This window comes from Vibrio litoralis DSM 17657 (genome assembly GCF_000426765.1).
Classification (GTDB): Bacteria; Pseudomonadota; Gammaproteobacteria; order Enterobacterales; family Vibrionaceae; genus Vibrio; species Vibrio litoralis.
In genome coordinates this window covers 40,815-66,866 of the sequence record NZ_AUFZ01000016.1, presented here as the reverse complement: position 1 = coordinate 66,866, position 26,052 = coordinate 40,815, and the positions used below count along the sequence as shown (strand labels likewise).

Sequence of the window (26,052 nt, the reverse complement as noted above, 5' to 3'; positions counted from 1 at the left end):
AATCAGTACTCGGCTTTTGATCTGACATACCCCCTCCTATTTTTGGTTAATCAACCTTTGGAGGCGTTGAAAATGTATGGTGAGGCGCAGGGCTTGGCACTGTCCATTCCAATCCTTCTGCTCGTTCCCAAGGTTTGGCCACTGCCGCTTCGCCACCTCGGATACACTTAATCACCACCGCTAAGAACAACAACTGAGACAAGCCAAAAGCAAATCCGCCAATCGACACTATTTGGTTCACATCAGCAAATTGGATCGCGTAATCAGGAATTCGACGTGGCATGCCAGCCAAACCTAAAAAGTGCATCGGGAAGAAAAGAATATTGACCGAAATAATCGATAACCAGAAATGCCACAAGCTCAAGGTTTGGTTGTACATGTGACCGGTCCATTTAGGCAGCCAGTAATAGGCCGCCGCCATGATCGAGAACACCGCTCCCGTCACCAGTACATAGTGGAAATGCGCCACCACAAAGTAGGTATCGTGGTATTGGAAATCTGCTGGCACAATTGCCAACATCAGTCCAGAAAATCCGCCAATGGTGAACAAGACAATAAAGGCAATAGCAAACAACATTGGGGTTTCAAAGGTCAGCGCCCCTCGCCACATGGTCGCCACCCAGTTAAAGACTTTTACCCCAGTGGGCACCGCAATCAACATGGTGCAATACATAAAGAAGAGTTCGGCAAACACCGGCATACCGGTCGTAAACATGTGGTGCGCCCAAACCAAGAATGACAATAAAGCGATAGAACAAGTGGCGTACACCATCGAATGATAACCAAAGAGCTTCTTGCCGCTAAATGCTGGAATAATCGCTGAAATAATGCCAAATGACGGCAAAATCATAATGTATACTTCGGGATGACCAAAGAACCAAAAGATATGTTGGAACATCACCGGATCACCACCACCTGCGGCATCAAAGAAGCTAGTTCCGAAATATTTATCGGTTAACACCATGGTAACTGCACCGGCTAATACTGGCATTACCGCAATTAGTAAGAACGCGGTGATCAGCCAAGTCCAAACAAACATTGGTAGCTTCATCCAATCCATACCCGGCGCGCGCATATTCACTATCGTCACGATCACATTAATCGCACCCATGATTGAACTGATCCCCATGATATGTACCGAAAAGACAAACAATGCGGTGCTATCGGAGCTGAACGTAGTCGAAAGTGGTGCGTAGAAAGTCCAACCAAAATCCGGTCCACCACCGGGCATAAACAACGAACCCAGTAAAATCAAAAACGCAAAAGGTAAGATCCAAAAACTCAAGTTATTCATGCGAGGCAATGCCATATCCGGCGCGCCAATCATCATTGGGATCATCCAGTTTGCTAAGCCAGTAAAAGCCGGCATCACTGCACCAAATACCATGATCAAGCCATGAACGGTCGTCATTTGGTTAAAGAAGTGTGGATCAACTAACTGTAACCCCGGCTGAAATAACTCCGCCCGAATCACCATCGCCATTGCGCCGCCGGTGAAAAACATGATCAAACTGAACCATAAATACAGCGTGCCGATGTCTTTATGGTTAGTGGAATATATCCAACGCTTTATGCCTTTCGCTGGTCCATGGTGATCGTGCTCGATATCAATATGATCGGCAGTATCGGTTGACGCATTTTGATAAGAAGGTGAAGGGTTCATTGTGCCTCCGGTTGACTATCCATAGTCTCTGGTGTTGCCTTGCTGTTCGATGTCACACTTGTGTCTGGTGTAGCATTTGTCTCAGATGAAGACGAGCTTTGCGTATTTGCTTGAGCATTATTTTCATCTGGTAAAGTACCATTAGTAAGTACTTGCTTTATATCTGATGCTTGCACAGCATCGCCCGTATCATTACCCCAAGCATTACGTTCATAAGTCACAACCGCCGCTAATTCTTCTTCATTTAATTGATTCGCAAACGCCTGCATGGCGGTACCTGTTTTACCATTGATCACAATATCGATGTGCTGTAGTAAATCTCCGGTGGCAATTGGGCTGCCTTTCATCGCAGGGAAGACATTCGCCATCCCCTCACCATTAACTTGATGACAAACTGCACAACGGTCGTTATAAACTTTTTCCCCTAACGCCATTAATTCATCCATGCTCAAGGTTTTGCCCAACGCTTTTTCCTGTTCTGCTTTTTTGGCAGCGGCCATTTGTTCTTGCTTGGCTAGCCAGGTATCGAATTCATCTTCCGGCAAAGCTTGTACCACGATCGGCATGAACCCATGGTTACGACCACACAGCTCCGCACATTGACCACGATAAATTCCCGGCTTATCAATTTTGGTCCAAGCTTCATTAATAAAGCCGGGAACCGCATCTTTCTTCACAGCAAAATCAGGTACCCACCATGAGTGAATCACATCGTCAGACGTCATAAGAAAACGGATCTTACGATTAACTGGCACCACCAGCGGATTATCAACTTCGAGTAGGTAGTGCTCGCCTTTTTGTTCACTGCCTTCAATTTGTTTCTGGGAAGTCGTTAAGAAGCTATAAAACGCCACATCATGATTGAAATAGCGGTAATGCCATTTCCACTGTGAGCCAGTGACGGTAATAGTGAGATCATCTTGCGAGGTATCTTCCATCGCAATTAAAGTTTTAGTGGCAGGAATAGCCATCAACACAAGGATAATAATGGGAATGATCGTCCAAAGGATTTCAACTTTGGTACTTTCGTGAAAATGCGCCGCTTTGACACCTCGGGATTTTCGATGACGAATGATCGAATAAAACATCACACCAAACACCACCACACCAATTGCGCAGCAGATGTAAAAAATCAGCATATGTAGGTCATATACCTTGCCACTAATTTCAGTGACACCTTGGGTAAGGTTTAGTCGAGTTTCAGATGGGGTAGCAATCATCGGCACAAACAGCAGCATCCCGATAAATGCGCGAACCGCTAGACGCAGAGAAAAGCGTCTATCGCTAGAATTCGCGATAAGATAAGCAACAACATTAGTCCATGATCGAATCAAGATGCCCCCTCGTCCTTGCAATATTTTTATTGTTATTGAGGAGCAAAAAGCACACAGATACACCTAGTGAGCATAAGCTCCAACATGTTTAAGAAACATGGAATCATGGTGATGGTGTCATCAGGCAAAATTGGCACCACACCACGCTATACTTTTAGTCGTTAATAACGGATACGGCTTTTCTAAGCTTTCAAATCAGCTAGATACATCTAAAGCTAGTTAGAGTTTCAACTTTGTTCAAGAAATATACTTTTTCTATTTTCAATTTGTGAGCACAAAACCAACAAAAAAGTTTTTCTTACGCCAATTTAATGTGCTATAAACCTGCGCAACATTTACTTAACAATATATATGCGTACTAAAATGCACCAATTGTTAATTCTTGTACTGATATTATTGCTTTCTAGTAGACAGATTCACTACAGAAGCTATGATGGTTCCGCCTAGAAGCTACTAGGCCGGTCAAACAGGATTTTTGACTGACAATAAAACATAAAACAGGCTTAAATATGCAAAACAACAACTCATTGATTTATCGACTGGCCAACGGCAATTTGGTACTGCAGATTTTGGTAGGTATTGTTGCAGGTGTTGCACTTGCTACGATCTCTCCTTCAGCAGCAACTAATATGTCTATTTTTGGTAGCCTATTCGTAGGCGCACTAAAAGCCATCGCCCCCATCCTAGTTTTCGTTTTGGTTGCAGCATCGATTGCTAGCCAGAAAAAAGACTCTAGCAGTAACATGCGCCCAGTTATTACGCTTTACCTTGTCGGCACCTTTTTAGCTGCGCTAACCGCTGTACTAATGAGCTTTGCTTTTCCAACATCGCTTACTTTAGTAAATGCAGCAACTGGCACAACCCCACCTGAAGGCATTGGTGAAGTATTAAACACACTATTGTTTAAGATCGTTGATAACCCAGTAAACGCATTAGTTAACGCGAACTACATCGGCATTCTTGCTTGGTCTGTTGGTTTAGGTCTAGCGCTTCGCCACGCAAATACCGCAACTAAAGATATGTTCAGCGATATCAGCCACGGTGTTTCTGCAGTGGTTCGCTTTATCATTCGTCTTGCGCCAATTGGTATCTTCGGTCTTGTTGCAACAACATTTGCAACCACTGGCTTTGAGGCAATTGCCGGCTACGCGCAACTGCTAGCGGTTTTACTTGGTTCAATGGCAATTATTGCTTTAGTTGTGAATCCATTACTTGTTTTCCTAAAAACCAAACAAAACCCATACCCGTTGGTATTCAAATGCTTACGTGAAAGTGGTGTAACGGCATTCTTCACTCGCTCAAGTGCTGCGAACATTCCAGTTAACATGGCGTTATGTGAAAAACTAAAACTGAATGAAGATACTTACTCGGTATCTATCCCACTGGGTGCAACCATTAACATGGGCGGCGCAGCGATTACGATCACCGTATTAACGCTTGCTGCAGTAAACACACTTGGTATTCAAGTTGATCTACCAACAGCGGTTCTACTAAGCCTAGTCGCAGCAGTTTCTGCTTGTGGCGCATCTGGTGTTGCTGGTGGTTCTCTACTACTTATCCCGCTAGCATGTAGCTTGTTCGGTATTTCAAACGACATCGCAATGCAAGTTGTAGGTGTAGGCTTTATCATTGGTGTTATCCAAGATTCAGCAGAAACAGGCCTAAACAGCTCTACCGACGTAGTATTCACTGCCGCTGTATGTCGCGCAGATGAAGCTCAAGCAGCAGCGCAATCTAGCCAAGCTTAAGTTTCTTAAAATAATCTAGATATACAAATGGCCAACTGAATGATCAGTTGGCCATTTTTTGTCCGAGCCGAAAATACATCTAAATTCAAATCTAAAACAACAGAATTTAATAACTAATATAATCCATCATCTGAATCAACTGCATACGCACTTCATTTGGCGTTTGACTGTGCCAAAAACCGACTAAGAATGCGAATAATGGTATGGCGAACATAATGGTTAACACGATCCCAAGCAGCTGCTTACTCGACAATTGCCATCCATTACGTGCACGAAGCCCTAGTGCCTCTTTTTTAGGGCAAGCACTCACACAACGCATACAAGCTTGGCATTCATCCGTACGAATCGTGTTGACGGTATGAATAATAATATTCGAAGGACAAGCACGTGTGCACTTATCACAGTTGAGATCACCGCGTTCATTTAAACAATGCGTTGTATTACGACGAATCTTAAATGGACTAATAAAACTAACAATCCCAAGCAATGCACCATAAGGGCAAAAGTAACGACAAAATGCACGCTGACGCCATGCCGCAAGCAATAACATAATGATTAATACGCTGAGGGTGATCATACCTGGATTGACAAATAACCAAGCCGTTTTGATATCAGCAATTTTATGATAGTTACCGTTGAGGTAATAAGGGATATTGGCAGGGTGCATACCTAGAGAAATAAAAGCAAAAAAGGTTAGCAATAGGTACTTTATTATTCTCAACGGCCAATCTAACCACTTGGGAACCGGATAGGGTTTTGCAATCCACTTTATACGCCATTGATATAGATATTCTCCGGCCAATCCGAGTGGGCATATCCATCCACAAAATGCTCGTTTACATACTATTCCTGTGATGAGTACCGTAAATAACATCACCGCCCCTGCAGGGTGAGTTTGGTCCCAAAAACCAAGACTCACAATCGCTTTTAATTCAATGGCAGCAGCAATTGGTAAGAAGGCATCCACAACATCAGGGCGTAAGAAATTCGGGGATATTTGTGCGGCTAATAGAGCAGTATGGAGCGTGTATTGGATCGCGACGAAAAAAAATGACAACGCCATCGCGTGCTGGCAAAAATAACGTAACGTGTTGGGGCGATAATTGGCCTGTAGAACTTCCGGTTGATACCGATGAACAAGCATCATTATCATGACTGCCAAGCCAAGTGATAACATCAATGGCCAGTAGAGTGAAGCCATGCTCGCTAACACCAAAATGCCAAAGGTGATACTAGCGCCTAATTTTTTCCCACTAGAATATAAAAGGCTAATGCTATACACCAAGGCAAACATTAAGGTCAGAGATTCTATAATTGTCACAGCCACACCATTTACGCTATTTATTATATCTCTATAGTAAAACCTCCCCTTATTGTTTCTTTGATGCGTATTAATATTGGTGCGAGTTTAACTACCACTTAGGAGTAGTTTTGATATTCATAACTTAGATAGCTGGATACTAAAAGCTTTACATTCATATCAATGGGCATAACTAGATTCCCCCACTCCTATTCCCATCCTCCAAATACCCGAGTAAAATACTCAGACAATTTTGGAGATAACCATGACGCCCACAACCAGCAGCGCTTTACCTCAACTACCGAAAGCCACCCTTTTCGCTTTATATTTCATTATCTTTCTAGGTTCGGCAGGGTTTTTTATTACCATTCCGGCTTATGTGAACTTGTTTTTAACTGACCACTCTCTGGCGATTGCTCAAGCGATGCCTCTAGAAGATAGACGCACTTTATTTGGTACGGTCATGTCAGCCGCGCCTTTTATCTCGATGTTTTTTACGCCATTTATCGCTCGCTTTGCGGATCGTTACAGCCGTAAAGTGGTAATGGCATTATGTTTGGTGGTAGCGGCTATCGGCTTTTTAATGCCGGTGTATGCGATTATTGCAGGTTCAGTAGCCTTGTTGTTTGCGGGTAATATGATCAACAGCTTGGGCTCGGCAAGTCAACCTATTGCACAGGCGATTTTGGCCGATAATAGCCAGGGGAAAACCAAAGCAACCTTAATGAGTTTTGTGGCAGTTGTGATGACAGCGGCAATGTCTTTTGGCCCAGCTCTTGGTAGTAAGCTTACCGCTTTATATGGCCCTCAAGCCCCTTTTTATGCTTGTTTATTGATTGCTGTAGTGTGTTTTATTTTGCTACACATCATCCAACTACCCAAACAAGCCACTTTAAAACAAACTTCTCTAAAACAGGAAAGTCCATTCTCATTAGCTGCGCCATTAGCACGTAGTCAAAAAGGTTTGTTGCCTTGTTTGGCTATTGTCTTTATCTGCCAGTTCAGTTGGAGTTTATACTTCCAAAATATCTCTTTTATTCTGCCGCAAAAATGGCAATTGGCAGTAGAAGGTGAATTTTACCAATACTTCATGTTGGCAATTGGCATCGTGATGATTGCTTCTTTGTTGTTTGTTCCTCGCCTACTACTTACTTGGATGCCGCTCACGCGCGCTCTAAAATCGGTGTTAACCGGTGCGGGCATAGGCATGATTTTACTGGCGATTACACCGACGCCAACCACTCACGTTATCGCCATGATTTGGACATCGATTATGGTGGCCTCTTCGTTTCCTTTATACATTACAGCGCTGTCAGATCGAGCCAGTGATGGTGACCAAGGTTGGGCGATGGCGTTATCAAGTGCTATGGTCGGCTTAGCCTGGACTCTAACCGGCTATCTCACGGCGATTCTCGTTAATATGGATTTAATGCTGCCGACCTTTATTGCTGTGGTTGGTTATGCCGTGGCTATGATGCTAGTACCGCGTCAATCACCAGTAGAGTTACAAGAGGCGAAAGCGTAATCATGACCTTTGAATCTGTTCTTAAAAATCATCAATTTTGTCCTGTTCTCGATAATAAATATCAGTTTGGTAAAGGGCTGATTGTCGATCTGTCACCAAGTAGTGGTATCTGGAACAGGGTGAATGAACAGCATGATTTTTCCGCAGAAATAAAAAGACAGGTGGCTGAAATCGGTGCGGTAGTCGAGATTGGTCGTTATGCGGAACAACGTATGATTTATCAAGATACCGATAACTTTTCGGGTAGTGAATCTCGTACGCTACATATTGGTATTGATCTTGGTATCCCTGCTGGAAATTGCGTTTTCGCCCCCTTAGAAGGTGAAGTGTTTGGGTTTGCCAACCACCAGCAACAAGGCGATTACGGCCCAACCATCATTTTGCGTCATGAGCTAGAAGGTTATGTATTTCACACGCTTTATGGCCATTTAGCTGCATCATCATTAAATAACCTCCAACGTGGGCAAATCATTAAAGCTGGTGAAGCATTCGCAACCATTGGCGATTCGTATGAAAATGGCGGTTGGGCATCTCACCTACACTTTCAAATCATCCGTGATATGGCAGAGTATCAAAATGATTACCCCGGCGTAGTCGATCCCATTCACGCAAGTTTTTACCTCAAGAATTGCCCAAACCCTAATTTGATTCTTAAGCGTGAAGATTTAGCTATATAAAAACTCTCTTTTTAATAACTAAGAGATCTGAACAAAATCACGGAAAAAGTCTGTCTATCCTTTTAATCTGAAAAAACAGCCTAATATCTAATATATCCTTCGTACTTGAAGCTGCAGCTTTGTTGACGGCGTTCATTCGCCCCAATCATTTAGACCAGCTAAACTCATGGGGTCTCATTCACTTGTCGCCTCGCTGCAGCTCCAATTACTTGGGTATACATAATGGGTAAACTCAACAAAAGGGAAGATGATGACAAACGAATATATTCCACCGAAAGTTTGGACCAATGAACAACAAGGTGGCACTTGGGGTAGTATTAACCGCCCAGATTCTGGCGCGCGCTTTGAACGAGAACTACCAGTCGGTCAGCACCCAATTCAGCTGTATTCAATGGGTACGCCAAATGGCCAAAAAGTCACAATTTTGCTTGAAGAATTGCTGGCAAAAGGCGTCACCGAAGCTGAATACGATGCGTTTCTGATTAAGATTGGTGATAGTGATCAATTTTCTTCTGGTTTTGTTGAAGTCAATCCAAACTCCAAAATTCCAGCATTAGTTGATCGTAGTGGTGATTCACCGATCAATGTCTTTGAATCTGGGTCTATCCTACTTTATCTTGCCGAGAAATTTGGCCACTTCATTCCAAGTAACATTGAAGATCGTACTAAGGTATTAAACTGGCTATTCTGGTTGCAAGGTTCTGCGCCATATTTAGGCGGTGGATTCGGCCATTTCTATCACTATGCGCCAGAAAAATACGAGTACCCTATCAATCGCTTCACCATGGAAGCGAAACGCCAACTAGATGTACTCGATAAGCAACTTGCCAACAATACTTACATTGCGGGTGAAGAGTACAGCATTGCTGATATCGCAATCTGGCCTTGGTATGGCAACTTGGTACTAGGTAATGCGTATAATGCCGCTGAGTTTTTAGACGTTGAAAGTTACACGCATGTTCAGCGCTGGGCGAAAGCGATATTAGAGCGACCTGCTGTTCAACGTGGCCGTATCGTCAATAAACCGATGGGTGAAGCTTGGGAAGCCATTGAAGAGCGTCATAGCGCAGAAGATATTGATAAAGCGCTGAATTTGAAGCCTTAATTACATTTCTATCCAAACCCAAACGCCTAGCCGATACAATGATCGGCTAGGCGTTTATTTTATTAGCATATCAATTAAGTTTGGCAACCTTACAACAGTAATCAATGATCACTTGGTTACCGTCGATTTGTACGTTTTGAATATCACCATCAATGCTAATTCGGTTTTGCAAATACACCACCGCATTTTCTGGCGCTATCTGGTTTTTAAGTGACGGTAAAATCGTATGTGGCTCAAGATCTAGTTGCTGAAAGAAGCGACTAACAAAGCTTTTACTAATCTCGCCTTTGCCACGGATCACTTCTGAAAACTCACTGATCGTCATGCCCAAACGCTTTGCCATATCCATTTGTGTTAAGTGACGTTTGGCTTTTTGGGACATCCATACATGATAAATCGCGTCTCTGTCTTGCTCTGTATATTCCATTACTTCTGTAAATCCATAACCGATAAAAACTGCCTACCAAAATGACAAAATCTGGTAAATGGCATGTCATTGACAGGTCAGGTTTTGTTTGGGGAAATTTAAACTATGACCTAAGGGGCTGTTGATCGGATTTTATTGGTTAAAAACCACACGTATCGACTAGGCAAAAACTTGCCGTACTGTTGGCAAGTTCTTGCCTAACTTAAAGAACAATAAAACATAACCAGTTGATTTAAATAAAAATAAAAGATGGCTCAATTATTGCTTAGACCACTCCAAACATAGTGTTCAACCGATCATATAAATGGCCACTATTGAATTCCAAATTTAACGAGCAGGTTTATCTATGGCAAGGCTACAATTTAGTATTCGCGTCGATGGCGTCAGTGACGAATCGTTAGTAGTGAGAAGCTATCAAGGACAAGATAACTTTTCTTCGGTTCAACAAGCTGATGGTAGTTGGTGTCATGGTTTTCGTTACCAAATAAAGCTTGCCAGCCGTCGCCCAGATTTAACCGCTTTGGATATGGTTGATAAAGGTGCTGAGCTTGTAATGCATCGCGATGGCGAAATCGTGCAGCGTATCAACGGCATTGTGCGTAACTTCACCCAAGGCGAAACAGGCCATCACCACACCTTTTATTCCCTAACTCTAGTACCTGAAATTGAGCGTTTATCCCTGCGCCATAACAGCCGCATTTTCCAATCCATTTCTGCGCCGGATATCATCGCCACCTTATTTAAAGAAATGGACATTCAGGACTTTGCCTTTGCGCTAACTCGCACGCCAAAACAGCGTGAGTTTTGCATGCAATATCGAGAAACTGACCTTGAGTTCATTAACCGTCTTGCCGCTGAAGAAGGGATGGTCTATCACATTGAGCAATCGAAAGGTAAACATAACGTATTGTTCACCGATGATTCTCAAATCATTAACTCGTTAGATTCTCCTGTTCCTTATAACGTCATGGCAAGTGGTATTAGCCCAACGCCGTATATCAAAGAGCTCAGCAAGACCACTCAGTTTGAGGTCAGTGAAGCGCATAGTGGTGACAACAGTTTTAAAAAGCCGCAATACACCTTTAGCCAACAAGCAGTCGCCAGTGATATAGACTACCAGCGTGATACCTACCAACACTATGACGCGCCAGGGCGTTTTAAAGATGACGCGATTGGTAAAGAGTTTAACCAACTACGCTTAAATAGCCTGCGCCGCCATGCTCACACCGCCAAAGGCAAAAGTAATGAGCCACAACTACAAACGGGCGCTAAGTTCGAGCTAAGCGAACATTCTGATGACAGCTTTAATAAAAGTTGGTTGATTATCGCCAGTACCCATCAAGGCGACCAACCGCAAGCACTTGAAGAATCCGCAGGCAGCAAACCCACAACTTACGCCAACCAGTTTGAAGCCATTCCAGCCGATAAAACCTGGCGCATGCCACAGATGACTCGCCCACAAGTCGATGGCCCAATGACTGCTTACGTTGTCGGCCCTGAGGGTGAAGAAATCTTCTGCGATGAATACGGCCGAGTAAAACTGCATTTCCCGTGGGATAGATACTCAAACGGTGATGAGCACAGTTCGTGCTGGGTGCAAGTCTCCCAAGGCTGGGCAGGCAGTCAATACGGACAAATCGCCATTCCAAGAATTGGCCATCAAGTCATTGTCTCATTCTTAAATGGCGACCCAGACCAGCCTATCGTGACGGGTCGTGCATTTAATGCGCAGAACCTACCGCCTTACACACTACCTGATAACAAAACCAAAACCGTATGGCGCAGTGAATCTCATCAGGGTGAAGGCTTTAACGAAATCAGCTTTGAAGACCAATCCGGCTCAGAGCAAATCTATGTTCATGCGCAGAAAGACTTTAAATCGGAAACTCTCAATGACCACATTACAGATGTAAATCACGACCAGCATTTAACAATAGAAAACGACCAATTCACTCAGATCAAAAATAATCACAATTTAACCGTAGAGGGTGAAAGCCGTAGCAAAATCACCAAAGATCAAACCTTTGTGGTTGACGGTAACCTACAAATCAAATCCGGCTCAGTGATCGTCAATGATGCTGCCAATGAAGTCCACATAAAATCGGGTAACAAAGTAGTAATTGAAGCCGGTGCAGAAATCACCGTTAAAGTGGGTGGTAGTTTTGTAAAAGTCGATGCAGCTGGTGTTCATATTGTCGGTACTGGCGTGAACATTAATTCTGGTGGTAGTGCAGGCAGTGGTAGTGGGTTTAGTGGCACGATGCCAGCATTGCCGAATGGGATAGAGCCACCGATTGTAGAAAGCACACCGCCCGCTTCAATTACTCCGAGCATGCACGCTGAGATGGTCGATTCTGGCAGCTTAATGATAGAGCTTTGCAACTGTGGCATGGGGGGAATATGCAAAATTCATGGTTAAATCCTAATTGGAAAATCCAAGAATCGGACAAGGATCCATTAGGCAATATTTCCTCAAATACATCGAAGATCTACGCATTAATTGAATCATCATTAATGCCGAATTGGAAAGTGGAGCTCTACCAACACATCAATCAACACCAACTCAGTGAACCTTATAGCGAACTACTTTTCAGTGGCACTCACTATCAACACTTAGATTTCGGTCCTGTAGTCGTCGATATTACCTCCTACCCTGAGCTACAAGCCAAATGGCTAACTCAATTTGAGCAAGCCCCTTTAGGATGCATACTTATCGCACCTCCAAATGTTCAACAAAGTAATATCGTTGATTTGTTACGCAATAGATTAACCATCTATAAAAACGCCTCCCCCACCTTTATTCGATACTACGAACCAAGAACCATGTTGGCATTTATCGGTGCTTTGAGTGACGAGGAAAGGCAGCACTTCTTCTATCCAATTCATGCGGTTTATTGGCATCACAACCAATGGTTTCAAGCGCAATGGTCCACACCAGAGGTCGCCCCTAAACAGCTAGATTCATGGAAAATGACACCAACTCAGATCGATAAAATGGCAGACATTATGCAACAAATTCAATCTCATGAGGCATTAGCATGAGCCAAACTTATACCGTTCAAGCCGGTGATACCTTACTGGCTATCGCAATCCAGCAACAAGTTGATTTTAACCAAATACTGGCACTTAACCCTAAATATCAACCCAATCCAGATTTGATTCAAATTGGCGATATCATCAGGTTACCAGAGCCCGTAACAGCAGAAACCAATAAACCAATCAGCCCAGTTGCCCCCCCAGAGCCGAAACGTCCGTTATGCAATACAGGCTCTTTAGATACGCCTCCGCAGTGTGAAGGCAAAGATATTAAAAATGTGTTGTTTGTTACTGAAGAACAAGGCAAACAATATTATTGTTTAGATGAAAATTCACAACAATATCTAGAAGAAGAAGCCTCTTATACCCAACAACTTATCGAAGGTTTTCAGCAGGTGTTAGAACAAGCACCAGATGTAAACTCCGCCAGTGAACAAGATCACCTTGATCATGCCAATAAGAAAAAACAATGGGCGATTGATGCGGCAAATGCGGGAGCGATTGCTGTCGAACCACCCAAAGGTGAAACACAAGCAGCTTCGGCACAACAAGATGACAATCCAAAACGAGTGCAAGCCAAGCTAAAAGAACTTAAGCAACGCCGACGCTTTGTTTCCAACTACCGCCCCCCTTTCCTTAAAGATGAAAGCTCAGTTGATGATGTAAAAACGCGAGTTCTACAGTCGATTGAAAAAGAAATCACGTTTTATCAGCAACTAACAGAACCAACAACTAAACCTCAAAAGCCAGCGACAAGTGCCGTAACACTAGAGAATTTCACTCATAGTAAAGCATTAACCAGTAAGCCGGCTCGTAAGCATATTGTTGAAGTTTTTTCGGTACGCCAAAATCACTTCATGTATGTACGCGCAGAGTTTTTAGAGCGCGAGCAAACCTATTGGCACAAAAGAACCACCAACCAAACCATGCTTTCAAAACTGCGTGATGGCAACGTGGCAGAATTTAAAGATGCCATCATCAAAGACATAAAAGACGGCGTCACCAAGAAAATAGAAAACCCAGAAATCGATCTGGTCCTTAAAGAATGGAAAGCCGAAGGGGGTAATAGCGGTAAGTGGAAAGCCAGTCATTATATTTTAAATGAAGATGGTGATACTCGCTTTGCCACTAACGCCGAAGCGCAACTCCTACGCTGGGGTGCCAGTGCGACGGTTAAATCCACCTTTGAGCCAAGTAAAGGCAATGTTGATATTGGTATTAAAGCAGAGGCCGCCTACTCACTAGCGGAAGCCTCTGTAGAGTTTACTTCCTACCTACCTTATGAGGCGGGGTTTCCTATATCGCTTAGCTACACTGATGCCAACAAACAGACCATGAATTATTCTTTTGGTCGTTTTCGTACTAACTGCACAGCCAAACTCAGTTGTTTTGCAGGCGCAATGGTCAATGGCTCAGCAGGAGTAAGTAATCAAAATTCACAAAATAACCAACAACAACCAGCCGGCCATAGCATATTGCTGGCACCATCAGTTGGCATGGGCGTAAACCAAGCAACCGGCCAAGTGGGCGTGAAAGCAGAAGGGTTTGCTGGGGCACAAGTTGGGGGAGAACTTTCAGGCGGCCTTGAGTGGCAGCATCCAGACAAAGAAACTACGTTAAATTTTGCTGAGCTGGCTAAATTAAAAGCGGAAGGTAACGTTGCATTTGGCCTAGGTGGTGGGATTGATTTCCAAATCGAACTAAGGGGGAGCGAACTCTACCTCTTATGCAATGGCCGTATTGTTTGGGGAGCGGGAGGAAGCGGTGGCTTTGGTGCTACAGTCAACTTTGAACAGATATGGGAGCTTGCTCAGGTCGTCTGGGAGGGGTTGCAATATGTTGACTATCGTCAACTAGAAAATGTGAATGGCTTGATGTATGAATATTTAATGAAGTCTAGCTATGTTGCTTTTGCTACTGCAATGTTCAACCCAACTCAAACCCTGATAAATACTATTAAAGTGGGTAGAACTGGAATTGAAGAATACTGGAGTAACAGACAATCACAACAAGCCGAAGCCGAAATGCTATCCGAGCGTATTTTAAATAAACAAGCTTGGTCTGGCATTACGCCAGATAAACTGCAACCAGAAACCATCGGCATGATGCTTGATACCTTAACTGAAACCTTTTATAACAGCTGGGAAAAAGATCAAGAAAAGGCGATTTGTTACCTACTGGGCAGTAGCATATACAGTTGGCGTAAGTTTGAAGAAGTATTAGCTAGAATGAATCCAGAAGGACAAAAACAAAATAGCGATAAATCTTTGTTTGACAATCTCGCTCGTTTAAATGCCATTTTAGATAATAACCAACAGCAAGAATTTAACGACTGGGTGCATACCTTAGCGCAAAAAGACAAGCTAACCAAGCTGGCAGAGATTAAGGGAACAACCAGACCATTCACGCCCTATAAAGGCAATCAATTTGATATGAAACGAAATCAAATCAATGTGCAATTAGCCAGCATAGGTCGAACACCCAAAAGCGGTCAATATGTATAACTAGAGGTTTTAATTAATTAAATAAAAAAACAAAAGTCTCACCTCGCAATGTGTGAATGAGACTTTTCTTGTTTACTGTGGCATAGCAGGAAGAGGTTGCTGTAAAGCACAACGGAAACTTGATGATAGATAATATTTCTTCTCACCCGAAGAATGTAAACGAGAAAACGTCATTGTCACCCCTCCGCCATCTCGCTGCACCTTCTCCGTGCCTGTTTCTGGGCCTTGTGGATTATGTTCTGGTGAGTGTAAATAATAGTCTTTAGCATACCAGTCATTGACCCATTCACTAACTTGATTGCTCATGCCGTACACGCCTAATGGATTTGGTGGGTATGCATTAACTTCATCCGTACCACTAGGTGCGTTAATTTCACCCTTGGTGTAATCCACCATATAGCCAGTTTTAGTGTCATAGTAGCTGCCTGAACGTAACTGTAAATACCCTGTATTGGTAGCAAAATAATAATGTTGGCCGCGACTACGCGCAGCGTATTCCCACTGGGCCTCGGTTGGTAAATCAAATGGTAGCGCAGTAACTTTACCTAGCCATAGACAGTAATCTTTAGCGTCTTGCCAATTTTTAGCAGGAGCGGCAAATGCTGTCCTCTTTTGCAACTGTTTAATATATTCATCAGTTCCCCGTATATAAGGGGAACCATCTAGTTTTTGGTAGGCAACAGGCAAGTCATTTACTTTCCGCATCACTTCCATATCTGGAAAGGTTGTTTCAAATTTAGCAATCGAGTAAGAGTCCAACGTAACTTTATGTAGATGCATAGCCCCAGCCAATGTTGCACTTGGCCCGCTAAAGCACTTATTATCAGGAGACCAATCAATGCGTTCAGCTCTTCTACTTGGAATTTCACAGGGCGCTTTAAAATCGCCCATATCAAAACTTCCCCCTTCGACAAACACCAAATTTTCAATGGCTTTTACTGCGACATCCGCAATTTGTTGTTTTTCTTCCGCGCTCGCGTTGGGGTATTGAGAGGCAATATTTTGCTTAATGGTATTGGCTTGCTGTTCGCTAATTTGAGTGCTGTTGATAGTGATATCCGAACGGGCATCACAGGCGGTTAACAACGGTAATAATAGCGTTATCCCTAACCAAGTGGCTTTCATAAAAATTCCATATAGTTCAATTATTTCCAATGAAAAACATTATAAATAAAAGGGCGTTATCTGGCTATAAAAACAACAGTCTATTCGTTGATTTTCAGAAAACACCTTAGAAATAATGCAACAAAAATCGCCTCTTTCATTTTTCTTGTATCACTTTAGGTTTTAGGCTTACACCGCTTCTCGCCTGTAACCACATACCACTCGCTTTCATGCTGTAACCGAATACTCCACCAATTAACAATGAAGGGATAACCAGCTGCCAATTTCCGTCGGCGGCAAAGGTGGCACATGCGCCAATGAAGGTTCCGGGAATAAAACTCAACCAATGTTTCTGCGCTTGAATGCACATAAAAAAGGAAACCAATGCTGTCAGAATATAGCCAATGACATCGCTGCCTAGCCATTGAGAGCCATGAATAATGATCAGAGCCCAAACTACCCCAGAAAGATTGGTCAGTAAGCTCACACTTAAACCTTTTAGTCCTTGAACCGGCGAGGCAAAATAGCTGGTGCAACCGAGAAAACCTGCCCAAGACAATAATCCCAAAGAAATGGCCACCCAGCCCCAAATCCCCGAAAGCAATCCAGTGGTCAATGAAATGGCAAATAATGTCGACATAAGCAGATCTTCAGTTAAAAAATGAAGAAGGGAGAGTAAAGAAGGAACAGGCTAAAAGAAGAGATTTTGATCACAGATAATATGAATGAAAAATTGCCATTACATATAAATGATAACGCAAGCGATTAACTACCATCACTTGCGTTATAGACCACTTAGGGTGAGGTGATTTACTTACGTCTCTCCCACTGAGTAATAAACACAATCGAAGCCATCATAATTGCAGCCCCTACCCATAAATTGCCTGTCGGGATCCAACCAAAAACGAGCCAACCTAAAAAGACATTAAACGGCAATTTTGCTAAATCAAATGGTTGCACAAAAGAGGCATCTGCCACGGCATAAGCTTTAACAATCGCCCATTGCGCTAACGCTGTCATTACGCCAGCACCAATCAATAACCCCCAAACACTCCAACCGGTTGGGGTAGACCATTCAGGTAATGCCAATAAGATATTAAAAGGCGTGAGTAAGATCAGCAGGTAAACCACCATGGTAGACGGTGAATCATTAACTGACATTTTCTTCACCATCAATGAATAACAGGCCCAGAAAAAAGCCGCACCGACAGGTAATAATGTTGCCCAACTAAACGCATCTGACCAAGGTTCCAATATGATCATGGCTCCGCCAAAGCCGGCTAAGGTTGCCATCCAACGTGCCCAGCCCACATTTTCTTTTAGTAATAGCCCAGAACCGACGGTCGCAAACAATGGTGAAGTCATTAACAATGCAATACCTTGCCAAATAGGAACCGGATACGCCAACGCCCAAAACCAAAGTTGAATGCCTATTACCGATAAAAAGACTCGAAACGCATGCCAGCCAAAGTGTTTGGTATACAGAGAACGGCGAATACCTAATGTTTTTAAGTAAGGCATGATCGCCACCAGCGCAATCGCATATTGAAGCAGAGCAACCGTGGTAGAAGGAATAGAAAAAGTAATGCTAATGTACTGTGCTGCGCTGTTAACTACAGCAAAAGACAAACCAGCAATTAGCATCCACGAGGCACCAAGCACTGGTGAGTGGTTAGGCATATTCACAAATTCTCATACAAAGGAATAAATTAAAGAGTGGGATAATAAATCACACAGATGGGAATAACTAGGCCAAACCGCATTCTCCCTACAGTGTGGCCTTAATTAATCTGACTGCGGATAGCTAAAGTGCTTAGTTACTTGATATTACTGCTCATTAAACCAACGTGGCACCATCACATTCAATGAGCGAGGTTGAGTGCGAATACTAAGTTGTTCAGTTTCATACAGCTCACCATCAATCACATATTTAAAAGCCACTTCACTGGATATAGTGACGTCTTTGGCTTGCTTATGCACAAACCCCATCGGCTCTGCGGTAGGGAGTAACCCTGAGATGGCCAATTCAGATAACGATAATAAGCGCCCCGCAACACTTTGATGACTAGGCATGTAGGTAATATCCAAAATACCATCTTGTAAATCCGGCTCTCCGCCACCTTGTGCAAGTAGCGTCGTAAAAGGTGCGGCATTGGCAACCACTAAACTACTCACGTCTAATTCTTGCGGCGTTTGTTTATCTAAAGCAATTCGAATCGTTAACGTTTCATTATTGGCAATCGCGCCCCATAAACCTTTTAAATAAGCCAGTTGGCCATCGTTATTTTTCTCTTCACGCTCAGCGTATTCAATCATTTGTTGTTCAAAACCAATCCCAGAGACCAACAACATTAAATCGCTATTACATAAAGCAGTATCAATTTGAGTCACCTCACCATTTAAAATAGCGCCACATGCCGTTTCCACTGGAATAATTTTATTCTCAATACCATAAAGTACATGACACAAGGCATTCGCAGTACCCAATGGTAAGATACCAAGAACAATGTCGGTATGGACTAATTGACTTGCCACTTCCGTTACTGTGCCATCACCACCACCCGCGACAATCAAAGAAGCCCCTGAGTTAATCGCCTCTTTCGTTAGTTCGGTTGCCGATATTTCAGGTGTGGTTTCGCGCACTTCTATCTGATATTTAGCTTTAAAGTTTTCTAGAATTTCATCTTTATAGGTGCCCCACTTTCCCCCACCAGAAACCGGATTCACAATCAGCCACACGGTCTGTTCAGAAACTAATGCTTGCTGCTTATCAAGTTGCTTTAACATTTTCATTTGTTCCTTATTCAAATTGGCGGTGCTGCGAATCGATTGAATTTTTTTCATTACATCTTCAATACTCATTCTTGGGTAACGACGTAATAAATAGGCAGCCAATACAAACACCGAACGCCCGCGACCTAATGCGCAATGCACCACTATTTTCTTAGAATCCGCGAGTTGAACATCCATCCAATCTAATGCTTTTAATAACTTCCGCTTTGATGGCACTTTATGGTCAAGCACTGGCAGATTGAAATACTCAAAATCACGGCTGGCTTTACGGCTTTGTAATCCATGAAATTCAGCAGTGATGTCTAAAATGCTGGTAATACCTTGAGCTTTTAACTCTTTTAGATCTTTGGTAAATAAGCGTCGAGCTAAGTACAACTGAGGATCAATACGTTGAATAGGCGCAACCGAATCATGAGTTCTCGCCCAATAATTATAGTAATGCGCACCAATCAAAAAAGGTGCAAGCACGAGCTGAATACCATTAGGGATCACCCCGTTAGGCTTTTTACGAAATAAGTGAGGGAAGTTGCATAGATAAGCGATGCTGACAACCGACAAGGATAAAGCAATCCAAGCAAGCGGAATCGACAACCAAAAATTAGGGCACAATAAGGCCAACATATAAAATAGAATACTGCCCACAATATAGTATTTGGTGACTAACATTGTCTCTCCCTGCATACCTCAGCCATTACAATAATGAAACAATAACATTACCTTACTAAAAATGCCTATCTTATCTCAGCCAAATTCCAGCATCGTTAAATCAAGTTTATTCTTTTAAGAAATAATAACACTCGCGGCCTTAACGTTTTCATCAAAACCGGCTGAAAAGCCAAAGAAACACCACCTTTTCTACAACAAACAAATCTTATCGAAACCATAAAATTATTCTGATTTACTATTTGAAAATTCGTTTTATTATCGCCCCTGTTCTTCGCAAGAAAGTACCAACCGCCACACTCAACTGTTAACATTTACAGTGTAAACAGCCTATTTAGTGTCGCTATTCGTTAACGCAAGGTTAATGGGCGCAGGTTGCAAATCTACGAGTTTGGATGATTTTTCCCTTCATACATCCAACTCAGAAAACGTCATATTGAATAAATTAACTTATGTTCAACCTGACTCAAATCAGTGATCTCCCAAGGCTAAAATCAAAAGGAATGCTGGCTATAAGCTAGGTTGGTGAGCTAACCATTGGATCAACCGATCCATTATTTGGGACCTACCATGTCTTTTAAAAATACTGTGTTCGCTGCATCAATGACAGTAACAACCTTGTTCACGTCTGCGGCTTTATTTACTTCAAGCAAAACTTACGCTCAAGATGAGCAAGTGCTACACGTTTATAACTGGAGCAGCTACATCGCGCCGAATACGATTAGCGATTTTGAAAAGCAAACCGGCATTAAAGTGGTATACGACGTATTTGATAGTAACGAAGTACTGGAAGCTAAACTGCTTGCAGGTCGTTCTGGCTATGACGTGGTGGTGCCATCGAATAACTTTTTAGCTAAACAAATTCGCGCGGGCGTTTTCCAAAAATTAGATCGCTCTCAACTGACTAATTGGAAAAACCTCAACCCAGAACTATTGAATGCTCTATCACCTAGCGATCCAGGCAATTTATACGCGATGCCTTATTTATGGGGCACTATCGGCTTTGCTTACAACATCGATAAAGTGAAGAAAGCACTCGGTGAAGATATGCCAACCGATTCATGGGATTTGGTGTTTAACCCGCAGTACATGGAAAAACTGAAAACCTGTGGAGTGTCATTTTTGGATTCACCAACCGAAATGTTACCAGCAGCATTAAATTACTTGGGGCTAGATACAGGCACACAAAAACCGGAAGACATCAAACAAGCGGAAGCATTGTTCTTGTCTATTCGTGAAAACATCAGCTATTTCCACTCATCTAAATACATATCTGATTTAGCGAATGGCGATATTTGTGTCGCGGTCGGTTATTCCAATGACTTATTCATTGCTCGTGACCGTGCCAATGAAGCGAATAATGGCAACAAAATTGAATACGTGATCCCGAAAGAAGGCGCAGGCAGTTACTTTGACATGATGGCCATTCCAGCCGATGCCAAAAATGTACAAGCCGCTCATGTATTTTTGAACTACTTAATGACACCAGAAGTGATTGCCAACATTACTAATGAAGTCAGCGCTGCCAACGGTAACCAAGCGGCAACGCCTTTTGTAAACCAAGACATTAATACTAACGCTGGAATTTATCCAGATGAAGCAACATTGAAAAATATATACACGATCAGCGATCTACCCGCCAAAACTCAACGTGTCATGACACGTACTTGGACCAAGATCAAAACAGGTCGATAGCGCCGAAAGCACATACTTGAGTTGAAGTGTGATTAAGGCGTCCAGGTTAGGACGCCTTTTTATTTTAAGAATAATTTAAAAGAGAGTTGAAATGGCCATCACTTCCAGTGCCTACAAAAAAGCATTAGAGCGTCAATCTAAACCAAAAGAAATCTTGGTGAAAATTGATCGTGTAAGCAAACAATTTGACGACACACTTGCGGTCGATAATGTGTCGCTCACCATAAATAAAGGTGAAATCTTTGCTCTACTCGGTGGTTCAGGTTCTGGCAAATCAACCTTGCTTCGTATGCTAGCCGGTTTTGAAAAGCCAACCGAAGGACGCATCATTTTAGACGGCGTCGATATTACCGACATGGCGCCTTATGATCGGCCGATTAATATGATGTTTCAGTCTTACGCGCTATTTCCACACATGAGTGTTGAGCAAAATATTGCCTTTGGTTTGAAGCAAGATTCACTGACAAAAGAAGAAATTAACGCACGCGTGGCAGAGATGTTGAAACTGGTTCATATGACGCAATACGCCAAACGTAAGCCACATCAATTATCTGGTGGTCAGCGTCAACGGGTCGCATTGGCTCGCTCACTCGCCAAGCGTCCAAAACTGTTGTTATTAGATGAACCAATGGGCGCACTGGATAAAAAGCTACGCTCGCAAATGCAGTTAGAACTGGTTGAAATTATCGAGCGTGTGGGCGTGACCTGCGTCATGGTGACTCACGATCAAGAAGAAGCGATGACTATGGCGCAACGTGTAGCCATCATGCACCTAGGTTGCATTGAGCAAATTGGTAGCCCGATGGACATTTACGAAACGCCAGTTAACCGTTTGGTGTGTGAGTTCATTGGCAACGTAAACTTATTCGATGGCATGCTGGTCGAGGATGAACAAGATCACGCTACGATTGCCTGTGTCGATTTGCCACAGCCCATCTATGTCGGCCATGGTATTAGTACTCAAGCTGAAAACAAAAAAGTGACTTATGCATTGCGTCCTGAAAAGTTGTTGATCAGCCCTACATTGCCAGAGGATTTTGTCCACCCTGACTTTAACTGGACAACCGGAAAAGTGTACGACATTGCTTATTTAGGTGGCTCTTCGATGTATCACATCCAATTGCCATCAGGAAAGATTGTCCAAGCGTTTATTGCTAACGCCGTGCGCCACGTCAAACGCCCAACCTGGGAAGATGATGTGTATTTATATTGGGAAGATGATAGTGGTGTGGTTCTGCAATGAATAAATGCATCCAACAACTAGGACGTAAACTGGTCATTGGAATTCCATTCTTTTGGCTATTTATTTTCTTTTTATTGCCATTTGTGATCGTACTTAAAATTAGCTTTTCACAAGCCGATGTCGCCATCCCGCCCTACACCGAACTGGTCAGTTGGGCCGATGAGCAGCTGACCATTTTACTCAACATGGGTAACTACTTGCTACTCAGTGCTGATGAATTGTATTTAGCCGCTTATCTCAGCTCGCTAAAAATGGCGCTGATCAGCACCCTAGCTTGTTTGATGATTGGTTACCCAATGGCGTATGCGATTTCTAAAACCAAAAAAGAAACGCAAACTATCTTGTTGTTATTGATCATGATGCCAACTTGGACAGCCATTTTGATCCGTGTGTATGCGTGGATGGGTATTTTAAGTAACAACGGATTATTAAATGGCTTCTTACTTCACCTAGGGTTAATTAATGAACCATTACGTATTTTGAATACTGATCTCGCGGTCTACATCGGTATTGTGTACTCATATTTGCCGTTTATGGTGTTACCACTGTACGCCAATCTAGTAAAGCATGACCAAAGCTTACTAGAAGCGGCGTCAGACTTAGGTTGTCGTAATGTCTCGACCTTCTGGAAAATCACCGTGCCGCTGTCAAAAGGCGGGATTATTGCAGGCTGTATGTTAGTGTTTATTCCCGTTGTCGGTGAGTTTGTAATCCCAGAACTGTTAGGTGGCCCAGATACCTTGATGATAGGTAAAGTTTTGTGGCAAGAGTTCTTCAACAACCGCGATTGGCCAGTGGCGGCGGCGTTAGCTGTCATTATGTTGGTGGTTCTTATGATCCCAATAATGTTCTTTAACCGTACTCAAGCCAAAGAACTTCAAGGTTAAGTTAAGTTCGAATTGTTTAGGAATAACGATGAAACGTTTTGGTTTTGCAAATCTAATGTTGGTGATCGGTTTGGTGTTCATTTACTTGCCGTTAGTCATCATGGTGATTTACTCATTTAACGCTTCCAAACTGGTCACAGTATGGGGCGGATGGTCAACGCAATGGTATGGCTCGCTCTGGCAAAATACTCAGCTGATGGGTTCGGTATTTCGCTCATTAGAAATAGCCTTTTACACCGCTATTTCTGCGGTTGCATTAGGCACCATGGCAGCTTTTGTCTTAACTCGAATCCCTCGCTTCCACGGTAAAGCATTACTAGGTGGCATGGTTACCGCGCCATTAGTGATGCCAGAGGTGATCACCGGTCTTTCATTGCTACTGCTATTTGTGGCAATGAATAACCTGATTGGTTGGCCGGTAGAGCGCGGCATGATGACAATTTGGATAGCCCATACCACATTTACTAGCTCGTATGTGGCCATCTTAGTCTCATCTCGCTTGCGTGAATTAGATATCTCAATGGAAGAAGCGGCGATGGATCTAGGCGCTAAACCTTGGAAGGTGTTTATGCAAATTACCATTCCAATGATCGCGCCATCACTTGTTGCGGGTGGCATGATGGCATTTGCTTTATCACTCGATGATCTAGTATTGGCAAGCTTTGTGTCAGGCCCAGGCTCAACGACGCTACCGATGGAAATTTTCTCCTCGGTACGCCTAGGGGTGAAACCTGAGATTAACGCGATTGCTAGCTTGATCTTACTGTGTGTATCCCTGTTTACTTTTAGCATCTGGTTCATTATGGCAAGAGCAGAAAAACGTCGTAAAAGAGAAATTTACCAAAGTAAAAAATCATTAGTGATGGCCTAAAATTAGAAAAAGACCGTTCACATCAAGAGGGGCTTCTATATTTGAAGCCCTTTTTTATAACGAATTCATCAACATCAATCTAAAACCAAATTTCAGTGCCGATGTTTTAACCCGAACATGACGAAAAAAGCACGAATCGGTCAACCTAAAAATGATTTTGTAACTAGACTTAAAAATGGAACAAAGCTCTTTGCCTATTGTCTTAAAGTTTGATAGCTTGAAACAACAGTGACGAACTTCTTAAGCAATTAGGCTTTTGAATAACAATCACTTATGGATATTAAATCCGCATTTTTGTCTTGTATTTTCAAGGCGCTTCAACAGGAAGGTATTGTGTATGAAAATAAACATCCAAACGCATCATGTTTCTCTCAGCGAAGACTCACGTTCTGAGATTGAAGGAAAATTCGATAAAATATCTTCACACTTCCCCGACTTAATCAGCTGCGACATTATTATCACTAAACAGCATAATGAACACCAAGTTGAAACCTTCACTAACTACGAAGGCGTTCGCATCTCAGCTAAAGCTGAAGACAAAGTGATGTATCCAGCGATTGCCGCTGCGGTTAAAAAATTAGAAACCGGACTTAAAAACCGTAAAGGCCAACTGAAAGCCGAACTTCATGCAACACCGACCAGCACTAAGCCGGAAATTGCCTCTGATATTATTCAAGAAATGAAGTTAGTCGATTAATTACTTCATTGTTTAAGAACACAAAAAGGAGCTCAAATTGAGCTCCTTTTTTCATTTCATATACCCAAAATAATTGGGCACGATGGATATAAAATTAACTACGAGTAATCATCAACTTAATACCTAGTGCCACCATCGCACCACCAAGTACTCGATCAATCCAGTGACCACATTGCTTAAACTTCTTATTAATCGTTGGTCGAGACAATAACGTCACAATCAAAGAGAACCATGCGAACTGTAAAATCATGATCCATACACCATAAATCGCGATTTGATAGATTGGCATCTCCGCTGACAGCACTAAAGTAAATAAAGACACAAAATAAATCGGCGCTTTAGGGTTTAAAGCATTACACAAGAAACCCATGCCAATCATCTTTTTCGCAGACTGCGCTTTCGCTACTGGCAATTCCACCTCATCAGGCATTGCAGCTTTCGCTTTTAATCCCTGCCAGCCTAGATAAATTAAATAACCACCGCCGAGTACTTTAATCACCCAAAGTAAGCTTGCTGAATTAGCAATAATCGCCGCTAAACCAAAAGCAGAATAAAGAATATGGATAGACAGACCGAGCGCAATACCGATACTACACAATAACCCTGCCTTTTTACCATTCGATAACGTTTGCTGAGATACCAGTATAAAATCCGGCCCGGGAGAAGCTGCGGCTAATAAGTGAATAGAAGTAATCAATACTAACCCATGCCATAAATCCATTCGAAAACTCCTTTTCCTATCAATGATTTGTATATAAAAACATCAATTGTGATTTCATT

Annotated in this window: 21 protein-coding genes; 12 read left to right on the top strand and 9 right to left on the bottom strand. The window is 42.7% G+C overall.

Going from position 1 to position 26,052, the window contains the following annotated elements:
- Positions 1-46: 46 nt before the first annotated feature.
- Complete coding sequence (gene ctaD, locus K358_RS0103545) at positions 47-1,663, bottom strand: cytochrome c oxidase subunit I (RefSeq protein WP_027695526.1); 1,617 nt, start codon at positions 1,661-1,663, stop codon at positions 47-49.
- Positions 1,660-2,901 (bottom strand): cytochrome c oxidase subunit II, encoded by a 1,242-nt coding sequence (gene coxB, locus K358_RS17990; protein WP_083962759.1) that lies wholly within the window; start codon positions 2,899-2,901, stop codon positions 1,660-1,662. Before coxB ends, ctaD begins: the two co-directional genes overlap by 4 nt.
- A 605-nt stretch (positions 2,902-3,506) precedes the next feature.
- Here coxB and sstT point away from each other — a divergent pair.
- Positions 3,507-4,745 carry a serine/threonine transporter SstT gene (gene sstT / locus K358_RS0103535; RefSeq protein ID WP_027695525.1) on the top strand — a complete coding sequence of 413 codons (1,239 nt, stop codon included), beginning with the start codon at positions 3,507-3,509 and terminating at the stop codon, positions 4,743-4,745.
- A 106-nt stretch (positions 4,746-4,851) separates the two neighbouring features.
- On the opposite strand, the gene K358_RS0103530 is transcribed toward sstT, so the two are convergent.
- On the bottom strand, positions 4,852-6,066 hold the full coding sequence (locus tag K358_RS0103530; protein WP_027695524.1) for a 4Fe-4S binding protein: 1,215 nt from the start codon (positions 6,064-6,066) through the stop codon (positions 4,852-4,854).
- A 244-nt stretch (positions 6,067-6,310) separates the two neighbouring features.
- Between K358_RS0103530 and K358_RS0103525 the strand changes: the two genes are divergently transcribed.
- The 3 genes from K358_RS0103525 (at position 6,311) to yghU (ending at position 9,352) form a co-directional block, all read left to right on the top strand.
- On the top strand, positions 6,311-7,570 hold the full coding sequence (locus tag K358_RS0103525; protein WP_027695523.1) for an MFS transporter: 1,260 nt from the start codon (positions 6,311-6,313) through the stop codon (positions 7,568-7,570).
- 2 nt (positions 7,571-7,572) lie between these two features.
- A complete protein-coding gene (locus tag K358_RS0103520) occupies positions 7,573-8,247 on the top strand; it encodes a peptidoglycan DD-metalloendopeptidase family protein (protein WP_038149641.1) in 675 nt (224 codons plus the stop codon).
- Positions 8,248-8,497: 250 nt separating this feature from the next.
- Positions 8,498-9,352 carry a glutathione-dependent disulfide-bond oxidoreductase gene (gene yghU / locus K358_RS0103515; protein WP_027695521.1) on the top strand — a complete coding sequence of 285 codons (855 nt, stop codon included), beginning with the start codon at positions 8,498-8,500 and terminating at the stop codon, positions 9,350-9,352.
- Between the two features lie 70 nt (positions 9,353-9,422).
- On the opposite strand, the gene K358_RS0103510 is transcribed toward yghU, so the two are convergent.
- Complete coding sequence (locus tag K358_RS0103510) at positions 9,423-9,779, bottom strand: helix-turn-helix domain-containing protein (RefSeq protein ID WP_027695520.1); 357 nt, start codon at positions 9,777-9,779, stop codon at positions 9,423-9,425.
- A 346-nt stretch (positions 9,780-10,125) separates the two neighbouring features.
- Here K358_RS0103510 and K358_RS0103505 point away from each other — a divergent pair, with 346 nt between their 5' ends.
- Genes K358_RS0103505 through K358_RS0103495 form a run of 3 tightly spaced genes read left to right on the top strand, consistent with a single transcriptional unit; the run spans position 10,126 to position 15,319 of the window.
- Complete coding sequence (locus K358_RS0103505; RefSeq protein ID WP_027695519.1) at positions 10,126-12,198, top strand: type VI secretion system Vgr family protein; 2,073 nt, start codon at positions 10,126-10,128, stop codon at positions 12,196-12,198.
- Positions 12,180-12,821, top strand: coding sequence for a DUF4123 domain-containing protein (locus K358_RS0103500; RefSeq protein ID WP_027695518.1), 642 nt, complete (start codon positions 12,180-12,182; stop codon positions 12,819-12,821). The genes K358_RS0103505 and K358_RS0103500 overlap by 19 nt, the downstream gene beginning before the upstream one ends.
- Positions 12,818-15,319 carry a LysM peptidoglycan-binding domain-containing protein gene (locus tag K358_RS0103495; RefSeq protein ID WP_027695517.1) on the top strand — a complete coding sequence of 834 codons (2,502 nt, stop codon included), beginning with the start codon at positions 12,818-12,820 and terminating at the stop codon, positions 15,317-15,319. The genes K358_RS0103500 and K358_RS0103495 overlap by 4 nt, the downstream gene beginning before the upstream one ends.
- A 72-nt stretch (positions 15,320-15,391) precedes the next feature.
- On the opposite strand, the gene K358_RS0103490 is transcribed toward K358_RS0103495, so the two are convergent.
- From K358_RS0103490 to K358_RS0103475, 4 genes are all read right to left on the bottom strand, one after another.
- The gene (locus tag K358_RS0103490; RefSeq protein WP_027695516.1) at positions 15,392-16,444 is read right to left on the bottom strand and encodes an SUMF1/EgtB/PvdO family nonheme iron enzyme; all 1,053 of its coding nucleotides are present in this window, start codon (positions 16,442-16,444) and stop codon (positions 15,392-15,394) included.
- Positions 16,445-16,580: 136 nt separating this feature from the next.
- Complete coding sequence (locus K358_RS0103485; RefSeq protein WP_027695515.1) at positions 16,581-17,063, bottom strand: DUF1097 domain-containing protein; 483 nt, start codon at positions 17,061-17,063, stop codon at positions 16,581-16,583.
- 170 nt (positions 17,064-17,233) lie between these two features.
- Complete coding sequence (locus K358_RS0103480; RefSeq protein ID WP_027695514.1) at positions 17,234-18,103, bottom strand: DMT family transporter; 870 nt, start codon at positions 18,101-18,103, stop codon at positions 17,234-17,236.
- A 147-nt stretch (positions 18,104-18,250) separates the two neighbouring features.
- Positions 18,251-19,882, bottom strand: a complete 1,632-nt coding sequence (locus K358_RS0103475; RefSeq protein WP_027695513.1) for a diacylglycerol kinase family protein — start codon at positions 19,880-19,882, stop codon at positions 18,251-18,253.
- Between the two features lie 567 nt (positions 19,883-20,449).
- Here K358_RS0103475 and K358_RS0103470 point away from each other — a divergent pair.
- From K358_RS0103470 to hpf, 5 genes are all read left to right on the top strand, one after another.
- Entirely contained in the window at positions 20,450-21,574 is a 1,125-nt protein-coding gene (locus K358_RS0103470) for a polyamine ABC transporter substrate-binding protein (protein ID WP_027695512.1), read from the top strand.
- 91 nt (positions 21,575-21,665) lie between these two features.
- The gene (gene potA / locus K358_RS0103465) at positions 21,666-22,817 is read left to right on the top strand and encodes a polyamine ABC transporter ATP-binding protein (protein ID WP_027695511.1); all 1,152 of its coding nucleotides are present in this window, start codon (positions 21,666-21,668) and stop codon (positions 22,815-22,817) included.
- Complete coding sequence (locus K358_RS0103460; RefSeq protein ID WP_027695510.1) at positions 22,814-23,704, top strand: ABC transporter permease subunit; 891 nt, start codon at positions 22,814-22,816, stop codon at positions 23,702-23,704. Before potA ends, K358_RS0103460 begins: the two co-directional genes overlap by 4 nt.
- Positions 23,705-23,732: 28 nt before the next feature.
- Complete coding sequence (locus K358_RS0103455; RefSeq protein WP_027695509.1) at positions 23,733-24,575, top strand: ABC transporter permease subunit; 843 nt, start codon at positions 23,733-23,735, stop codon at positions 24,573-24,575.
- 337 nt (positions 24,576-24,912) lie between these two features.
- Complete coding sequence (gene hpf, locus K358_RS0103450; protein ID WP_027695508.1) at positions 24,913-25,272, top strand: ribosome hibernation-promoting factor, HPF/YfiA family; 360 nt, start codon at positions 24,913-24,915, stop codon at positions 25,270-25,272.
- A gap of 94 nt (positions 25,273-25,366) precedes the next feature.
- On the opposite strand, the gene K358_RS0103445 is transcribed toward hpf, so the two are convergent.
- Complete coding sequence (locus K358_RS0103445) at positions 25,367-25,993, bottom strand: LysE family translocator (RefSeq protein WP_027695507.1); 627 nt, start codon at positions 25,991-25,993, stop codon at positions 25,367-25,369.
- Positions 25,994-26,052: the final 59 nt, after the last annotated feature.

Bases quoted from the DNA above. Each gene is read 5' to 3' on its own strand.
- K358_RS0103445 (WP_027695507.1), bottom strand. From the start codon at position 25,993: ATGGATTTATGGCATGGGTTAGTATTGATTACTTCTATTCACTTATTA.
- K358_RS0103470 (WP_027695512.1), top strand. From the start codon at position 20,450: ATGTCTTTTAAAAATACTGTGTTCGCTGCATCAATGACAGTAACAACC.
- K358_RS0103480 (WP_027695514.1), bottom strand. From the start codon at position 18,103: ATGCCTAACCACTCACCAGTGCTTGGTGCCTCGTGGATGCTAATTGCT.
- K358_RS0103525 (WP_027695523.1), top strand. From the start codon at position 6,311: ATGACGCCCACAACCAGCAGCGCTTTACCTCAACTACCGAAAGCCACC.
- K358_RS0103490 (WP_027695516.1), bottom strand. From the start codon at position 16,444: ATGAAAGCCACTTGGTTAGGGATAACGCTATTATTACCGTTGTTAACC.
- K358_RS0103505 (WP_027695519.1), top strand. From the start codon at position 10,126: ATGGCAAGGCTACAATTTAGTATTCGCGTCGATGGCGTCAGTGACGAA.
- K358_RS0103460 (WP_027695510.1), top strand. From the start codon at position 22,814: ATGAATAAATGCATCCAACAACTAGGACGTAAACTGGTCATTGGAATT.
- K358_RS0103520 (WP_038149641.1), top strand. From the start codon at position 7,573: ATGACCTTTGAATCTGTTCTTAAAAATCATCAATTTTGTCCTGTTCTC.
- K358_RS0103500 (WP_027695518.1), top strand. From the start codon at position 12,180: ATGCAAAATTCATGGTTAAATCCTAATTGGAAAATCCAAGAATCGGAC.
- K358_RS0103475 (WP_027695513.1), bottom strand. From the start codon at position 19,882: ATGTTAGTCACCAAATACTATATTGTGGGCAGTATTCTATTTTATATG.
- ctaD (WP_027695526.1), bottom strand. From the start codon at position 1,663: ATGAACCCTTCACCTTCTTATCAAAATGCGTCAACCGATACTGCCGAT.
- potA (WP_027695511.1), top strand. From the start codon at position 21,666: ATGGCCATCACTTCCAGTGCCTACAAAAAAGCATTAGAGCGTCAATCT.
- coxB (WP_083962759.1), bottom strand. From the start codon at position 2,901: ATGCTGCTGTTTGTGCCGATGATTGCTACCCCATCTGAAACTCGACTA.
- K358_RS0103510 (WP_027695520.1), bottom strand. From the start codon at position 9,779: ATGGAATATACAGAGCAAGACAGAGACGCGATTTATCATGTATGGATG.
- K358_RS0103455 (WP_027695509.1), top strand. From the start codon at position 23,733: ATGAAACGTTTTGGTTTTGCAAATCTAATGTTGGTGATCGGTTTGGTG.
- sstT (WP_027695525.1), top strand. From the start codon at position 3,507: ATGCAAAACAACAACTCATTGATTTATCGACTGGCCAACGGCAATTTG.
- K358_RS0103495 (WP_027695517.1), top strand. From the start codon at position 12,818: ATGAGCCAAACTTATACCGTTCAAGCCGGTGATACCTTACTGGCTATC.
- hpf (WP_027695508.1), top strand. From the start codon at position 24,913: ATGAAAATAAACATCCAAACGCATCATGTTTCTCTCAGCGAAGACTCA.
- K358_RS0103485 (WP_027695515.1), bottom strand. From the start codon at position 17,063: ATGTCGACATTATTTGCCATTTCATTGACCACTGGATTGCTTTCGGGG.
- yghU (WP_027695521.1), top strand. From the start codon at position 8,498: ATGACAAACGAATATATTCCACCGAAAGTTTGGACCAATGAACAACAA.